The 15508-nt window shown below is 65.6% G+C and carries 13 protein-coding genes; 10 read left to right on the top strand and 3 right to left on the bottom strand.

The genetic code is table 11. The features are described 5' to 3' along the window. The first annotated feature begins 23 nt into the window (after window positions 1-23). From RM96_RS23890 to lpxC, 5 genes are all read left to right on the top strand, one after another. The gene (locus RM96_RS23890) at window positions 24-899 is read left to right on the top strand and encodes a cell division protein FtsQ/DivIB (RefSeq protein ID WP_039014202.1); all 876 of its coding nucleotides are present in this window, start codon (window positions 24-26) and stop codon (window positions 897-899) included. Next, the gene (ftsA, locus tag RM96_RS23885; protein ID WP_039014201.1) at window positions 896-2128 is read left to right on the top strand and encodes a cell division protein FtsA; all 1233 of its coding nucleotides are present in this window, start codon (window positions 896-898) and stop codon (window positions 2126-2128) included. The genes RM96_RS23890 and ftsA overlap by 4 nt, the downstream gene beginning before the upstream one ends. Window positions 2129-2304: 176 nt before the next feature. Beyond that, window positions 2305-3498: a cell division protein FtsZ gene (gene ftsZ / locus RM96_RS23880; protein WP_039014200.1), complete on the top strand. Its 1194-nt coding sequence runs from the start codon at window positions 2305-2307 to the stop codon at window positions 3496-3498. 462 nt (window positions 3499-3960) lie between these two features. After that, entirely contained in the window at window positions 3961-4467 is a 507-nt protein-coding gene (locus tag RM96_RS23875; RefSeq protein ID WP_039014199.1) for a peroxiredoxin, read from the top strand. 152 nt (window positions 4468-4619) lie between these two features. After that, window positions 4620-5537, top strand: a complete 918-nt coding sequence (lpxC, locus tag RM96_RS23870; RefSeq protein WP_039014198.1) for a UDP-3-O-acyl-N-acetylglucosamine deacetylase — start codon at window positions 4620-4622, stop codon at window positions 5535-5537. Window positions 5538-5610: 73 nt separating this feature from the next. Here the strand turns inward: lpxC and RM96_RS23865 are convergent, their stop codons facing one another. Next, on the bottom strand, window positions 5611-6117 hold the full coding sequence (locus tag RM96_RS23865) for a DciA family protein (RefSeq protein ID WP_039014196.1): 507 nt from the start codon (window positions 6115-6117) through the stop codon (window positions 5611-5613). A gap of 345 nt (window positions 6118-6462) precedes the next feature. On the opposite strand from RM96_RS23865, the gene secA reads away from it, so the two are divergent. From secA to RM96_RS23840, 5 genes are all read left to right on the top strand, one after another. Further along, the gene (secA, locus tag RM96_RS23860; protein ID WP_039014195.1) at window positions 6463-9237 is read left to right on the top strand and encodes a preprotein translocase subunit SecA; all 2775 of its coding nucleotides are present in this window, start codon (window positions 6463-6465) and stop codon (window positions 9235-9237) included. A 141-nt stretch (window positions 9238-9378) separates the two neighbouring features. After that, window positions 9379-10608 carry a bifunctional glutamate N-acetyltransferase/amino-acid acetyltransferase ArgJ gene (gene argJ / locus RM96_RS23855; RefSeq protein ID WP_039014194.1) on the top strand — a complete coding sequence of 410 codons (1230 nt, stop codon included), beginning with the start codon at window positions 9379-9381 and terminating at the stop codon, window positions 10606-10608. A 117-nt stretch (window positions 10609-10725) separates the two neighbouring features. Next, on the top strand, window positions 10726-11628 hold the full coding sequence (locus RM96_RS23850; RefSeq protein WP_039014193.1) for an ATP-binding protein: 903 nt from the start codon (window positions 10726-10728) through the stop codon (window positions 11626-11628). Further along, window positions 11625-12071 (top strand): NUDIX domain-containing protein, encoded by a 447-nt coding sequence (locus tag RM96_RS23845; RefSeq protein ID WP_039014192.1) that lies wholly within the window; start codon window positions 11625-11627, stop codon window positions 12069-12071. Before RM96_RS23850 ends, RM96_RS23845 begins: the two co-directional genes overlap by 4 nt. Window positions 12072-12138: 67 nt before the next feature. After that, entirely contained in the window at window positions 12139-14172 is a 2034-nt protein-coding gene (locus RM96_RS23840) for an OPT family oligopeptide transporter (RefSeq protein WP_039014191.1), read from the top strand. A gap of 41 nt (window positions 14173-14213) precedes the next feature. On the opposite strand, the gene RM96_RS23835 is transcribed toward RM96_RS23840, so the two are convergent. Both RM96_RS23835 and zapD read right to left on the bottom strand, forming a co-directional pair. After that, window positions 14214-14405 carry a DNA gyrase inhibitor YacG gene (locus RM96_RS23835; protein ID WP_039014190.1) on the bottom strand — a complete coding sequence of 64 codons (192 nt, stop codon included), beginning with the start codon at window positions 14403-14405 and terminating at the stop codon, window positions 14214-14216. A 4-nt stretch (window positions 14406-14409) separates the two neighbouring features. Then, on the bottom strand, window positions 14410-15168 hold the full coding sequence (zapD, locus tag RM96_RS23830) for a cell division protein ZapD (protein WP_039014189.1): 759 nt from the start codon (window positions 15166-15168) through the stop codon (window positions 14410-14412). Window positions 15169-15508 lie beyond the last annotated feature (340 nt).

Below are 15508 nucleotides of genomic sequence, written 5' to 3'. Positions count from 1 at the left end.
ACCGTACCGGACCAACCTGGAACATGTGGCATAACGCACGCCTGCTCAACCTGATCGCCTCCACGCTCTACGCCGTGGTGGTGGTGATGGCGCTCGCGGCCGGCCTGCTGTGGCTGGCGCAGCGGCCGGTGTTTGCCATTACCCATGTCGTGCTGGCGCCGATGGATGGCGGCACGCTGCGCCACGTCAATGCGCCCAGCGTGCGGGCCAATGCGCTGGGCAAGCTGTCGGGCAATTTCTTCACGCTCGACCTGAATGCCGCGCGGCAGGCGTTCGAGTCGGTGCCCTGGGTGCGCCGCGCCAGCGTGCGCCGCGAATGGCCGAATGGCCTGACGGTCGAGGTCGAGGAGCACGAGGCGCTCGGGACCTGGGGCAGTGCCGACAGCGGCCGGCTGATCAATACGTATGGCGAGGTGTTCGTCGCCAACACCGCCGAGGCGGAAGAAGACGCACAGCTGCTGGCGCTTGACGGGCCGCCGGCCAGCGAGGCGGACGTGGTCGAGAAGCTCGAAGTCATGCGCGAATGGTTCAAGCCGCTCAAGGCCGAGCCGCTGGCAGTGGCCTTGTCAGGGCGTTACGCCTGGCGGGCGAAGCTGTCCAACGGCATGGTCATCGAGCTTGGCCGCGAGCAGAACGACGAAGAGCGCACGGCCATGGAGCAGCGGGTCAGGCGTTTCGTGGCGGCCTGGCCGCAGGTCACTGAGCAGTGGGGCAGGCAGATCGAGTACGCCGACCTGCGCTACCCCAACGGATTTGCTATCCGCGCCGCCAATTTCCGCTTCCTGACCGACGCGCAGGCAGCGGCGGCAGCCAAGGCGGCAAAAGCGGCACCAGCTACTGGTACTTCCAACAACAATCCGACGCGACTGAAGAGCAAGAACGCGGAGAAAACCCGATGAGCAAGGAATACAAGGACCTGTTGGTCGGTCTGGATATCGGCACCTCGAAGGTGGCGGCGGTGGTCGCGGAATTGCGCCCCGACGGCAGCTACGAAGTGATCGGGATGGGCCAGTCAGAGTCCAAGGGTCTGAAGAAAGGGGTCGTGGTCAATATCGAGGCCACCGTGCAGTCGATCCAGAAGGCGCTCGAAGAGGCGGAGCTGATGGCCGACTGCAAGATTGCCGAGGTGTTCACCGGCATTGCCGGCAGCCATATCCGCAGCTTCAACTCCAGCGGCATGGTGGCCATCAAGGACAAGGAGGTCACGCAGACCGACGTGGCGCGCGTGATCGAGACCGCCAAGGCGGTCAATATCCCGACCGACCAGCAGATCCTGCACATCCTGACGCAGGAATTCATCATCGACGGCCAGGAAGACGTGCGCGAGCCCATCGGCATGAGCGGCATCCGCCTGGAAGTGAAGGTGCATATCGTCACCGGCGCGGTCAGCGCGGCGCAGAACATCGTCAAGTGCGTGCGCCGCTGCGGCCTGGAAGTGCATGACCTGATCCTGCAGCCACTGGCCTCGAGCCTGGCGGTGCTGACCGAGGACGAGAAGGAACTGGGCGTGGTGCTGGTCGACATCGGCGGCGGCACCACCGATATCGCCATCTTCAGCGAAGGCGCGATCCGCCATACGGCCGTGATCCCCATCGCCGGCGACCAGATCACCAACGACATCGCGATGGCACTGCGCACGCCGACGCCCGATGCCGAGGACATCAAGATGCAGTACGGCATCGCCAAGCAGGCGATCGCCGACCCCGAAGACATGATCGAGGTGCCCGGCGTAGGCGACCGCGGCACGCGCACGCTGAGCCGCCAGGCGCTGGCGGCGGTGATCGAGCCGCGTATCGAAGAGCTGTATTCGCTGGTGCACCAGGTCGTGCGCGAGTCGGGCTACGAGGAGCTGCTGTCCTCGGGCGTGGTGATCACCGGCGGCACGGCGATGATGCCGGGCATGGTCGAGCTGGGCGAGGACATCTTCCTCAAGCCGGTTCGCGTGGGCGTGCCCGAGTACCGCGGCAACCTGCATGAAGTGGTCAAGAGCCCGCGCTACGCCACCGTGATGGGGCTGCTGCTCGAAGGCCGGGTGCAACGCATGCGCGGGCGCAAGGTGGCCGTGCAGAGCGGGTCGGTCAAGCAGGTGTGGACCCGCATGAAGGAATGGTTTGTCGGCAATTTCTGATGGATTGAGAAATTGCTGGGCATGAAATGCAACGGCGCGCCGCGCGTCTTGTCTACCGGACAGGCAACGGTGCGTTGAACGGAAAGTTTTTCTATTTATCGGTTTCTTGTTCAGGAACCAGGCGTTGCGGCGGGGAGGCTGCAAAGTTTGGGGACTGATTTTTCTCGGAGGCAGTGATGGACTTTGACATGATCGAAACGGAAGTGCAGGACGGCACCATCATCAAGGTGGTCGGCGTGGGCGGCGCGGGCGGCAATGCCGTGCAGCACATGATCAGCCGCGGCGTGCAAGGCGTCGAATTCATCTGCATGAACACCGACGCGCAGGCCCTGAAGCGCTCGAGCGCTTCGCGCGTGCTGCAGCTTGGCAACACGGGTCTGGGCGCCGGCGCCAAGCCGGAAGTCGGCCGCAACTGCGCGGATCAGGCGCGGGAGCAGATCGCCGATTCCCTGCGCGGCGCGCACATGGTCTTCATCACTGCCGGCATGGGCGGCGGCACCGGCACCGGTGCGGCCCCGATCGTGGCGCAGGTTGCCAAGGAAATGGGCATCCTGACCGTGGGCGTGGTCAGCAAGCCGTTCGAGTTCGAAGGCGCTCGCCGCGCCAAGGTGGCCGAACATGGTTCGAGCGAGCTGGAATCGTCGGTCGATTCGCTGATCGTTGTGCTCAACGAGAAGCTGTTCGAAGTGATGGGCGACGACGCCGAGATGGACGCGTGCTTCCAGTGCGCCGATGACGTGCTGCATAACGCTGTCGCCGGCATCGCTGAAATCATCAACGTGGACGGCCTGGTGAACGTCGACTTCGAAGACGTGAAGACCGTGATGGGCGAGCAGGGCAAGGCCATGATGGGCACGGCAACCGTGTCGGGCGTCGATCGCGCCCGCCTGGCGGCCGAGCAGGCCGTTGCCAGCCCGCTGCTGGAAGGCGTGGATCTGTCTGGTGCGCGCGGCGTGCTGGTCAACATCACGGCCAGCCGCTCGCTGAAGCTGTCGGAAACCAAGGAAGTCATGAACACCATCCGCAGCTACGCCGCGGAAGATGCGACCGTGATCTTCGGTACCGTGTACGACGATTCGATGAGCGACGCGCTGCGCGTGACAGTGGTGGCCACGGGCCTGGGCCGTTCGGCCAAGAAGCAACAGCCGATGACCCTGCTCAAGACGGGCACCGACAACATCCCGATGCAGATGATGAGCGGCATGACCGCGGCAGCGGCCACGCACCACTCGCCGGACTACAGCGGGCTGGATACGCCGGCCGTGTGGCGCAGCTCGCGCGAGTCGGCATCGGCTCACGTGGCGGCACTGCAAGAGAAGGGCGTGGATACCTACGATATCCCGGCTTTCCTGCGCAAGCAGGCAGACTGAGTTGGCCCGGCAGGGCGCCGGTACCAGGACCGGACTCCTGGCAGATCGCGCATCCTTGTCGCGACGCACGCAAGCGCTCCCTATCCGCTCGTGCTTCGCATGGACTGGCGTGGCCCTGACCAGGTTTCCGGCGGTACCGCGTCCGCGCTGAACCGCCTCCGCCCGCATCCCGTCGCCGGGACAGGCGTGCCGCTGGCCGCCTCCCCGGACTGGTTTCCCGCCTTCCCGGTCGGGATGTGTCGTCGTCCGCGCGGCGCGCCAACAGGCGCGTCGCGCGGAAGTCTTTTGTAGCAAGCTGTATTGTTTTGCCACCGGATGTGAACCGGCTTGGGCGCACGCGGTACGGCGCCTATGATGCTGTGATGGTCGTAAAAAGCCTGGGTGCGCGCATCGCATCACACGGTGTTCCTGATCGCCGGCCCCGAAGCCGGCCCTTTCACCCGTCATCTGGAAACAAATCCCATGATCGCTGTCGGCAACCACGTACCGGACGCTACGCTGCAGGAGTTCTTCGAAACCGAGGGCGGCGGCTGCTCGCTTGGCCCCAATGCTTTCCGCGTCGCGGACCTGACCCGCGGGCGCAAGATTGTGGTATTCGGCTTGCCGGGCGCCTTCACCCCGACCTGCTCCGCCAAGCATGTGCCCGGCTACGTGGCGCAGGCAGCGGCATTCCAGGCCGCGGGCGTGGACGAGATCTGGTGCGTCTCCGTCAACGACGCCTTCGTGATGGGCGCCTGGGCCCGCGATCAGCAGACCGGCGGCAAGGTGCGCATGATGGCGGACGGCAGCGCGGAGTGGACCCGCGCGCTGGGCCTGGACCAGGACCTGACCGCGCGAGGCATGGGCGTGCGTTCCAAGCGCTATGCGCTGGTCATCGACGACGGCGTGGTCACCCAGCTGCATGTGGAAGCGCCGGGCGAATTCCGCGTCAGTAGTGCGGAGGCTGTCCTTGCTGCGTTGCGCAACTGACACAACCAATCAGGCTAATATGCTTCACGCGACGCTTATTAACGGTGTCTTAACAGACCGAAACAAAGTGTCCCCGCACGGGCGACGAGGCGATGGTAAAATCGTCTTATCAATAAAAATGCCCAATAGATTTTAATAATACTGAGGCCGTCATGCTCAAACAGCGCACCATCAAGTCTCTGGTGAAGACGGTCGGCATCGGTTTGCATTCGGGTCGCAAAGTGACGCTGACACTGCGACCGGCTCCGGCCGATACCGGCATCGTATTCACCCGCGTCGACCTGCCCGAGGCCGTCGAGATTCCCGCGGCCGCATCGGCTATTGGCGACACGCGCCTGGCTTCGGTCCTGCAGAAGGATGGCGCGCGCGTTTCCACCGTCGAGCACCTGATGTCGGCCTGCGCCGGCCTGGGGATCGACAACCTCTACGTGGACGTCGACGCCGAGGAAATCCCGATCATGGATGGCAGTGCGGCATCGTTCGTGTTCCTGCTGCAGTCCGCCGGCATCGAAGAGCAGCCCGCGCTCAAGAAATTCATCCGCGTGAAGAAGGCGGTCGAGATCCGCGACGGCGACAAGCTGGCGCGCCTGGAGCCGTTCTTCGGCTTCAGGCTGTCGTTCACCATCGATTTCCGCCATCCGGCGGTCGACAAGACCGGCCAGACGTTCGCGATCGACTTTGCCGACACCAGCTATGTGCGCGAAATCGCCCGCGCCCGCACCTTCGGCTTTGCCCATGAAGTGGAAGCCCTGCGCGAAATGGGCCTGGCCCGCGGCGGCAGCCTGGACAACGCAATCGTGCTGGACGAGCATCGCATGCTCAATAACGAAGAGCTGCGCTACGGCGACGAGTTCGTGCGCCACAAGATCCTGGATGCGATCGGCGACCTCTACGTTGTCGGCCATCCGCTGATCGGCGCCTACGTGGCCCACAAGTCGGGCCACGGCCTGAACAACCAGTTGCTGCGCGCACTGCTGGCCGACCAGGAGGCCTACGAGGTGGTGACCTTCGACCGCGTCGAGGACGCGCCCGTCGCATTCCTGCCACAGGCGCAGCCTGCCTTCGCCTGATTCCGGTTCCCGCCGGTACGAAAAAGCCGACCTCGGGGTCGGCTTTTTTCATGTTCGTGGCGTCCCGGTTCCGTTAGCGGTGGTGAGACAGGAGCGTCTTCAGCGCATCGCGCAAGGGCGATTCCGGCAGGCTTTGCGCCAGTTGGTCGAGGCTAGCCAGCCCGGTGGCGGTCATGCGCCCGCTGGTGCGCGGGCGCTCGACCGGGCCGGTATCCCAGTCCGACTTGCGGCCGACTTCCGGCTGTACCCGTACCCGGATTGCGCTGATCTGCGATCCCCGCTGCTGCAGGCGGGACAGCAGGGTCGGCACGACCTGGCGCACGCGCGCCGCCGCCGCGCCATGCGCGGCCAGCAACAGCAGCACCTGCTCCTGCTGCGGCGTGCGGGCGTCGCGCTTGACGCCGGCCACGGCGATGCCGTCGCGCATGCCCGGGGGCAGCAGCGACAGCACTTCCGCTTCCAGCGTGGCCAGTTCCCGCGCCGTCTGCATCAGCGTGGAGACCGGGCCGGACTTCGCCAGCCAGTCGTTCAGCGGCTTGGCTGCCTGGGTCTGCAGGGCGTGGTGGGTGAACATGCGCATGCGTGCATTCTAGCAATCCCGGCGGGCTGTACGGCATCGGGTTGCCATGGATGCCGCGCAGCCGGCCACCTGCATGGGCAGTACAGGGCGCTCCGGCGGCATTCGCGTGCACGGCGGATTGAACCTGTGCCGGCTGCCCCGATCTCTCATGAATGCTGCAGCCGCGTCAAGGCCGGCCCGGCGCTGCCGAACCCCGCAGAAACGGGGCTCCGCGCGATCCGGCCGCGACCTCGGCACATGATAAACTCGGCGTTTTGCGCCAATCTATCCATTCCTCGCCCGGCCACCGGAGCAAAGCCCGCACTCAGGGGTATCAGCCCGGTTCCGCGCAGGTGAAAGCAATCGATGATCACGGGCCTTCTCAAGAAAGTCTTCGGCAGCCGCAATGAGCGGCTGATCAAACAATATCGCCGCACGGTGGCGCAGATTAATGCGCTCGAGCCGAAATACGAGCAACTCTCGGATGACGAGTTGCGCGGCATGACCGAGACCTTCCGGCAGCGCCACGCCGGTGGCGAGTCGCTCGAAGCCCTGCTGCCCGAGGCGTTTGCGGTCTGCCGCGAGGCCAGCAAGCGCATCATGAAGATGCGCCACTTCGACGTGCAGCTGATCGGCGGCATGGTGCTCAATGACAACAAGATCGCCGAAATGCGCACCGGCGAGGGCAAGACCCTGACCGCGACGCTGGCCGTGTACCTCAATGCCATCACCGGCAAGGGCGTGCACGTGGTGACGGTCAACGACTACCTGGCCCAGCGCGACGCCGAGTGGATGGGGCGCCTGTACAACTTCCTGGGCCTGTCGGTGGGTGTGAACCTCTCGCAGATGCCGCACGACGAGAAGCAGGCCGCGTACAACGCCGACATCACCTACGGCACCAACAACGAGTTCGGCTTCGACTACCTGCGCGACAACATGGTCTACGACCCGTCGCAGCGCGTGCAGCGGCCGCTGAACTACGCGATCGTCGACGAAGTGGACTCGATCCTGATCGACGAGGCGCGCACCCCGCTGATCATCTCCGGCCAGGCCGAGAACCAGACCGATCTCTACCAGCGCATGAACGGCATCCCCCGGCTGCTGGAGCGCCAGATCGGCGAAGAGAAGGCTGACGGCACCGGCGTGGAAAAGCCGGGCGACTACTATGTGGACGAAAAGGGCCACCAGGTCTACCTGACCGAGGCCGGCCACGAGAAGGCCGAGGAAATCCTGGTCCAGCAGGGCCTGATCGGCGAGGGCGAATCGCTCTACGCGCCGCAGAACATCACGCTGATGCATCACCTGTACGCCGCCCTGCGCGCGCACAGCCTGTTCCACCGCGACCAGCACTACGTGGTGCAGAACGATGAAGTCATCATCGTCGACGAGTTCACCGGCCGCCTGATGACCGGCCGCCGCTGGTCCGACGGCCTGCACCAGGCGGTGGAAGCCAAGGAAGGCGTGAGTGTCCAGCAGGAGAACCAGACGCTGGCGACGATCACATTCCAGAACTACTTCCGCATGTACACCAAGCTGGCCGGCATGACCGGTACGGCCGACACCGAAGCCTACGAATTCCAGGAGATCTACGGCCTGGAAGTGGTGGTGATCCCGACCAACCGCCAGGCTCAGCGCAAGGACTTGCAGGACCAGATCTACAAGACCTCGAAGGAGCGCTACGACGCCGTCGTGCGCGACATCCGCGACTGCTTCGAGCGCGGCCAGCCGGTGCTGGTCGGCACGACCTCGATCGAGACCTCCGAGTACCTGTCGGACCTGCTCAAGCGGGAAGACCTGCCCCACCAGGTGCTCAACGCCAAGCAGCACGCGCGTGAAGCCGAGATCGTGGCGCAGGCCGGCCGTCCCAAGATGATCACCATCGCCACCAACATGGCCGGTCGCGGTACCGACATCGTGCTGGGCGGCAATGTGGAGAAGCAGGCCGGCTTCATCGAGGCCGATGCAGCCATTCCGGACGCCGACAAGGCCGCGCGCATCAAGCAGCTCGAGGACGAATGGCACTCGCTGCACGAGCAGGTCAAGGCCGCTGGCGGCCTGCATATCGTCGGCACCGAGCGCCATGAGTCGCGCCGGATCGACAACCAGCTGCGCGGCCGCGCCGGCCGCCAGGGCGACCCGGGTTCGTCGCGCTTCTACCTGTCGCTGGACGACCAGCTGCTGCGCATCTTCGCCGGCGACCGTGTGCGCGCCATCATGGAACGCCTGAAGATGCCGGAAGGCGAGCCGATCGAGGCCGGCATCGTGACGCGCTCGATCGAGTCCGCGCAGCGCAAGGTGGAAGGCCGCAACTTCGATATCCGCAAGCAGCTGCTGCAGTACGACGACGTGGCCAACGACCAGCGCAAGGAAATCTACAAGCTGCGCAACGACGTGCTGGAATCGCACGATGTCGGCGAGATGGTGGGCAATCTGCGCGAGAGCGTGCTGGTCGAGCTGTTCCGCGACTACGTGCCCGCCGACACCATGGAAGAGCAGTGGGACATCGCTGGCCTGGAAAGCAGGCTGCGCGAGGACTGGGGCCTGGAAGTGCCGCTCGCCAGGACCATCGAAGGCGCGCAGAGCATCGAGGACGAAGAGCTCCTCAACATGATCATGACGGCGGCCAACGAGCGCTACGAAAGCAAGGTCGCGATGGTCGGCCGCGAATCGTTCGCCGGCTTCGAGCGCTCGGTCATGCTGCAGAGCATCGACACGCACTGGCGCGAACACCTGGCGGCGCTGGATCACCTGCGCCAGGGCATCCACCTGCGCGGCTATGCGCAGAAGGATCCCAAGCAGGAATACAAGCGCGAGTCGTTCGAACTGTTCGCCCGCCTGCTCGACGTGATCAAGAGCGAAGTCACGCGCGTGATCTTCAATGTGCAGATCCAGTCGCCGGAAGAGCTGGAGCAGGCTTCGGAGCAGATCGAGGAAGGCCTGTCGCACCTGGAGAACGTGCAGTACAAGCACGACGAATTCGCCGAAGGCCGGGAGCCGGTGGAAGACGCGCCGTCGTTGCGCACCGGCGCCGCGCTGGCCGCCGAGATGGCGGTGGCCGGCATGCCCAAGGTCGGCCGCAACGATCCTTGCCCGTGCGGTTCGGGCAAGAAGTTCAAGCAATGCCACGGCAGGCTCAGCTGAGTCTGCATCGCAGGTAACGAGACAAGCAGTAACGCAGCAACATGCCCGCGCAAGCGGGCATGTTCGTCAGGGGCCAGCGAAACAGCGGCCAATAGCGACGAACGCACCAACACGCAGTCAGCACGCACAGAGGAACAGAACATGGCCGTCAATCTTCCCCTCCCCCAGGCAGAGAACCTGAATCCCGTCGCCGGCGTCGAGCTCGGCTGGGCCGAAGCCGGCATCCGCAAGGCCAACCGCAAGGACGTGCTGGTGGTACGCGTGGCCGAAGGCAGCACGGTTGCCGGCGTGTTCACCCGCAACCGCTTCTGCGCCGCACCGGTCCAGGTGTGCCGTGAGCATCTGGCCGCCGGCAAGGGTATCCGCGCACTGGTGGTCAACACCGGCAACGCCAACGCCGGCACCGGCCAGCTGGGCCTGGCCAATGCCCGCGCCACCTGCGATGCACTGGCTGCCAAGCTGGGCATCACGACCGACCAGGTGCTGCCGTTCTCGACCGGCGTGATCCTGGAACAGCTGCCGGTGGACCGCCTGGTCGCGGCACTGCCCGCCGCCATTGCCAACGCCAGGCCGGACAACTGGCTGGCCGCCGCCGAATCGATCATGACCACCGACACGCAGCCCAAGGCGGCTTCGCGCACCGTGCAGATCGACGGCAAGACCGTGACGCTGTCGGGCATCAGCAAGGGCGCCGGCATGATCCGCCCGAACATGGCGACCATGCTCGGCTTCATCGCCACCGACGCCACCGTGGCGCAGCCCGTGCTGCAGGCGCTGGTGTCGCACGCGGCCGACCACTCGTTCAACAGCATCACGATCGACGGCGATACCTCGACCAATGACTCGTTCGTGCTGATCGCCACCGGCAAGTCCGGCGCCGCTACGATCGAGCGCACCGAAGGTGCGGCCTTCGAGGCCCTGCGCGATGCCGTCACGGCCCTGGCGCAGGAACTCGCGCAGATGATCGTGCGCGACGGCGAAGGCGCCACCAAGCTGATGACCATCCGGGTTGAAGGCGGCAAGGATGTGGCCGAATGCCGCCAGATCGCTTACGCCGTGGCGCACTCGCCGCTGGTCAAGACCGCGTTCTACGCATCGGACCCCAACCTGGGCCGTATCCTGGCAGCGGTCGGCTACGCCGGCGTGGACGACCTCGACGTAGACCGCGTCAACCTCTGGCTGGACGACGTCTGGGTGGCCCGCGACGGCGGCCGCAACCCCGACTACCTCGAGGAAGACGGCCAGCGCGTGATGAAGCAGGCCGAGATCACCGTGCGCATCGCACTGGGCCGCGGCCAGGCCGAGGCGACTGTGTGGACCTGCGACCTGTCGCACGACTACGTTTCGATTAACGCCGACTATCGCTCCTGACCTCGTCTGGCCGTTCCCGCGCAGGCGGAAATCCAGCGTCTTTGAAAGTCACTGGGTTCCCGCCTTCGCGGGAACGACGCCAAAACCCTCTGCTCAGCTATCCCTCCCGCCGCTGCCATGTCTGACCTCGCCTCCCGCCTCGATTCCCTTCTCGCCCGACTCGAACAATGGTTGCCGCCGCAGCTGAACGACGCGGACTGGCAGGAGGCGGTAGCGTTCCGCTGGCGCAAGCGGCAGAGCCTGTTCGGCAATATCGGCTACCTGCAGCCGGTGCGCCAGCTGCCGCCGATCCACCTGGACGACCTCAAGAACATCGAGCGCCAGAAGGATGCCATCGTCGCCAACACGCGGCAGTTCGTGAACCAGCTGCCGGCCAACAACGTGCTGCTGACCGGTGCGCGCGGCACCGGCAAGTCGTCGCTGATCAAGGCCTGTCTCAATGCGTTCGTGAAGGACGGCCTGCGGCTGGTCGAGGTGGACAAGGACGACCTGGGCGACCTCGGCGATATCGTCGAGCAGGTCTCGCAGCGTCCCGAGCGCTTCGTGATCTTCTGCGACGACCTGTCGTTCGAAGAAGGCGAGTCCGGCTACAAGTCGCTCAAGTCGGCGCTGGACGGCTCGGTCGCGGCGCAGTCGGACAACGTGCTGATCTACGCCACGTCCAACCGCCGCCACCTGCTGCCCGAGTACATGAAGGACAACGAGACCTATCGCCACACCGACGATGGCGAGATTCATCCCGGCGAAGTGGTCGAGGAAAAGATCTCGCTGTCGGAGCGGTTCGGCCTGTGGCTGTCGTTCTACCCGCCCAAGCAGGACGAGTACCTGGCAATCGTCGCCCACTGGCTCAGGCATTTCGGCTGCACCGAGGAAGACATTGCCGCCGCGCGCGGCGATGCGCTGGTGTGGGCACTGGAGCGCGGTTCGCGTTCGGGTCGCGTAGCGTGGCAGTTCGCGCGCGACTGGGGCGGCAAGCACGGCAAGCCGTATATCGCTGACGTGGATGGCGCCCAGGCATGAGTCAGTCAGACCAATCGCAGTCGCAGCAGGCGGGCAATCCGCCGCGCAAGGTCACCGAAGTCGCGGTCGGCGTGATGGTGCAGCCGGACGGCCGCTTCCTGCTGGCGCAGCGCCCGGCCGGCAAGCCCTATGAGGGCTACTGGGAATTCCCCGGCGGCAAGCTGGAGCCCGGTGAATCGGTCGAAGCCGCGCTGGCGCGCGAGCTGCATGAAGAGCTGGGCCTTGATGTAACGCAATGCGAGCGCTGGCACATCCTCGAACATGACTATCCGCACGCTTATGTGCGGCTGTACTTCTGCAAGGTCACGGCCTGGCGCGGCGAGCCCGTCGGCCGCGAAGGCCAGGCATTCTCGTGGCAGGCCACGCCGGTAACGGTGGGGCCGCTGCTGCCGGCCACCATCCCGGTGGTCGAATGGCTGGCAGAAGAGTCGCGCGCGGACTGACTCCCCCGGCGCGCCAGCGGTGACGGCGCCCGCAATTGCGCCGCCAATCCACAGGAAAGGATGACGCATGCTACGTCTCGACCGTATCGCCGACGACGTTTCCCTGCCTGAACTGACCCTGCGCGGCATTATCCTGGGCGCGCTCATCACGGTCGTGTTCACCGCCTCGAACATCTATCTGGGCCTCAAGGTCGGCCTGACCTTCTCGTCGGCGATACCGGCGGCCGTGATCTCGATGGCCGTGCTGCGGCTCTTCCCCGGCGCCAATATCCTCGAGAACAACATGGTGCAGACGCAGGCCTCGGCCGCGGGCACCTTGTCTTCCATCATCTTCATCCTGCCCGGCCTGGTCATGCTTGGCCACTGGCAGGGATTCCCGTTCTGGCAGACGCTGGCGATCTGCGCGGCCGGCGGCATGCTGGGCGTGGTGTTCAGCATCCCGCTGCGGCACGCGATGGTGGTGCAGAGCGACCTGCCATATCCAGAAGGCGTGGCGGCGGCGGAAATCCTGCGCGTCGGCAGCGCCGCGCAGGACGAGGCCGGGCCCGGGCAGCGCAAGCAGGCGACCGGGCTGGCCGACCTGCTGGCGGGCGGCGTCGCGGCCGGGCTGTTCAGTTTCGCCGCGGGCGGCCTGCGGGTGCTGGCCGAGGGGGCGAATCTTTGGCTGTCGGCGGGCGCTTCGGTGGTGCGGCTCTCGATGGGCTTCTCGCTGGCACTGGTGGGCGCGGGCTACCTGGTCGGCATCGTCGGCGGGCTCGCGATGCTGCTCGGCCTTGTGCTGACGTGGGGCATCGCGGTGCCGTGGCTGACCGCCATCACGCCGATGCCCGAGGGCGCCACGCTGGCCAGCTTCGGCACCATGGTGTGGAGCAAGCAGGCGCGTTTCATCGGCGCCGGCACCATCGGCATTGCAGCCATCTGGACCCTGCTGTCGCTGGCCAAGCCGATGCTGCATGGCATCCGCGCCTCATTCGGCGCGCTGCGCGGCGCGGGGCAGGGCGGCATGCCCCGCACGCAGCAGGACATGCGGGCACGCTGGATCGGACTGGTCACGCTGGTGCTGGTGGTGGTGCTTGCCATCACCTTCGGCCATTTCCTGGCGCCAGCCCCGATCGATGGTGGCGCCCGCTGGCGGCTGGTGGGCTATGCCGTGTTGTTTGCCTTCGTGTTCGGCTTCCTGGTGGCGGCTGCCTGCGGCTACATGGCCGGGCTGGTCGGCTCGTCCGCGAGCCCGATTTCGGGCATCGGCATCATCGCGGTAATCCTGGTATCGCTGGTGATCCTGGTTGCCGGCAATGCCGATGGCCTGCTGGATACGCCCGAAGGCAGCAAGTTCGCGATTGCGCTGGCGATCTTCACGACCTCGGCCGTAGTGGCCGTCGCATCGATCTCGAATGACAACCTGCAGGACCTGAAGACCGGCTGGCTGGTCGGCGCCACGCCGTGGCGCCAGCAGGTGGCGCTGCTGATCGGCTGCGTGGTCGGCGCGGCGGTGATCCCGCCGGTGCTCGAGCTGCTCTACAACGCTTACGGGTTTGCCGGGGCATTGCCGCGTGCCAGCATGGACCCGGGGCAGGCGCTGGCGGCCCCGCAGGCAACGCTGATGACCGCCATCGCCACCGGCATTTTTACCCACCAGCTCAACTGGACCATGATCCTGATCGGCGTGGCGCTGGGCGTGGTGCTGATCGTGATCGATGAAATCCTGCGCCTGCGCGGCGGCCCGGCGCGGTTGCCGGTGCTGGCGGTCGGCATCGGCATCTACCTGCCGCCGACCATCAGCTCGGCACTGGTGGTGGGTGCCGTGCTGTCCTGGGTGCTGCTGCGCGCCGAGCGGCGCCGCGCCGCGGCGCGTGGCGACGATGTGAAGCTCGCGCTCGAACATGCCGAGCGGCGTGGCACGCTGCTGGCCTCGGGCCTGATTGTCGGGGAGAGCCTGGTGGGCGTGATGCTGGCCGCGGTGATCGGCCTGTCAGGGGCGGAGGCGCCGCTGGCGCTGGTAGGTGAAGGCTTTGCCGCAACGGCCCAATGGCTTGGCCTGGCGGTCTTTGCGGTGGTGTGCGTGGCCTTCTATCGCCGCGTGCTGGCCGCGGCGCACTGATAAACCGGGGATCGGTGCGCGCGATGCGCTTCGGCCCGGCTTCAGTCTTCTTCTTCCTCGGGCAGGTCAGGAGACGGTGTTTCGCCGGGCTTGCCGCCGATCACGTACTTTTCCGACGCCCACGCACCAAGGTCGATCTGCTTGCAGCGCTCAGAACAGAACGGGCGGAACTTGTTTTCGGGTACCCAGGCGACATCGGTGCCGCAGGTGGGGCATTTGACGACGGCAGGCATTGCTTCAGAAATTGCAGAGTTTGAGCAGGAAGGGAATGTCGGCGTCGACCGAGCGCGGGCGCAGGTCACCGTCCTGCTGCGTAAAGCGCACCCACAGCATGTACTTGTTGGCGCTCATCTCGGGAATGAAGGCCAGTAGCGAGTCATCGAGGTGCACCTGCATCAGCTGGTAGCTGCGGCCCGACAGCATCTGCTGATAGCTGCCGCCGGTGGCGATGACCTTGCCGCTCTGGCCCGACTCGCGCAGCAGGCGCAGCACGGTCGAGGTGCCCATGCGCAGCGCCACCAGCGGACGTGCCCATTTGAGGATATCGGCGCGGCGTTCTTCCGCCGGGCGGTGCTGCCAGGCGTAATAAGCCGGCAGGTCGAATTCGCAGGTGCCGCCGGGGATGATGGCGCGGCTGCGGATGCTGGTCAGCCACTCGTTGTCGACCAGCAACTGGCCGGCCTTGCCCACGGTCTGGCCGAGCATGGCGATGCCTTGCTCGATCTCGCCGATGACCGCATCAAGCGCTTCCTGGTCGATCTGCGGACTGGCGCGCAGCGGCGACAGCGCCTGGCGCTGGCGCTCCAGTTCCTTGATCAGGTCGGTCTTGAGATCGGCGCGGCCGGCGACGTCGATGATCTCGAACAGCGTCGTCAGGGCGACATGATGCTGCAGGGCGTGATCCTGGCCGAGAAAGTAATCCAGCCGATCGAACAGGTCTTCCAGGCGCAGGAGTGTCCTGATGCGTTCGTTGAAAGGATATTCGTACAGAATCAAGTGCTATGTCCGTGCAGCGCGTCGGGCGGCGCTCGTGTCAGGAGCGTTCCTGGTGCGGGGCGAGGCCCGGTGAACGTCGTGAATGAGAGGATGCCGGCAGTATGCGGTCATTTCCCGCCGTGTTCCAGCGCATTCTATGCGAGACCCGGCGCGAGGACAATGCAATGTGCATCATGAGACGTAACTTACATTCGTGTGACACCGTTCCGTCAGACTTGCTCATTCCTGCTCAAACAGGAACGAAGCTGACTTTCTGCTTCACTAAGGCCGGTTTCGCCATCGTCTTGCGACGATGGCCAGCGCCTTCCTCTCCACAGACTGACACCGTGGAACTCACGGC

It is taken from the genome of Cupriavidus sp. IDO (genome assembly GCF_000812465.1).
GTDB lineage: Bacteria > Pseudomonadota > Gammaproteobacteria > Burkholderiales > Burkholderiaceae > Cupriavidus.
This window is presented reverse-complemented; position numbering and strand designations above follow the sequence as displayed.

Bases quoted from the DNA above. Each gene is read 5' to 3' on its own strand.
- lpxC (WP_039014198.1), top strand. From the start codon at position 4,620: ATGCTCAAACAGCGCACCATCAAGTCTCTGGTGAAGACGGTCGGCATC.
- RM96_RS23890 (WP_039014202.1), top strand. From the start codon at position 24: ATGTGGCATAACGCACGCCTGCTCAACCTGATCGCCTCCACGCTCTAC.
- RM96_RS23865 (WP_039014196.1), bottom strand. From the start codon at position 6,117: ATGCGCATGTTCACCCACCACGCCCTGCAGACCCAGGCAGCCAAGCCG.
- secA (WP_039014195.1), top strand. From the start codon at position 6,463: ATGATCACGGGCCTTCTCAAGAAAGTCTTCGGCAGCCGCAATGAGCGG.
- RM96_RS23850 (WP_039014193.1), top strand. From the start codon at position 10,726: ATGTCTGACCTCGCCTCCCGCCTCGATTCCCTTCTCGCCCGACTCGAA.
- argJ (WP_039014194.1), top strand. From the start codon at position 9,379: ATGGCCGTCAATCTTCCCCTCCCCCAGGCAGAGAACCTGAATCCCGTC.
- RM96_RS23840 (WP_039014191.1), top strand. From the start codon at position 12,139: ATGCTACGTCTCGACCGTATCGCCGACGACGTTTCCCTGCCTGAACTG.
- RM96_RS23835 (WP_039014190.1), bottom strand. From the start codon at position 14,405: ATGCCTGCCGTCGTCAAATGCCCCACCTGCGGCACCGATGTCGCCTGG.
- ftsA (WP_039014201.1), top strand. From the start codon at position 896: ATGAGCAAGGAATACAAGGACCTGTTGGTCGGTCTGGATATCGGCACC.
- ftsZ (WP_039014200.1), top strand. From the start codon at position 2,305: ATGGACTTTGACATGATCGAAACGGAAGTGCAGGACGGCACCATCATC.
- RM96_RS23875 (WP_039014199.1), top strand. From the start codon at position 3,961: ATGATCGCTGTCGGCAACCACGTACCGGACGCTACGCTGCAGGAGTTC.
- RM96_RS23845 (WP_039014192.1), top strand. From the start codon at position 11,625: ATGAGTCAGTCAGACCAATCGCAGTCGCAGCAGGCGGGCAATCCGCCG.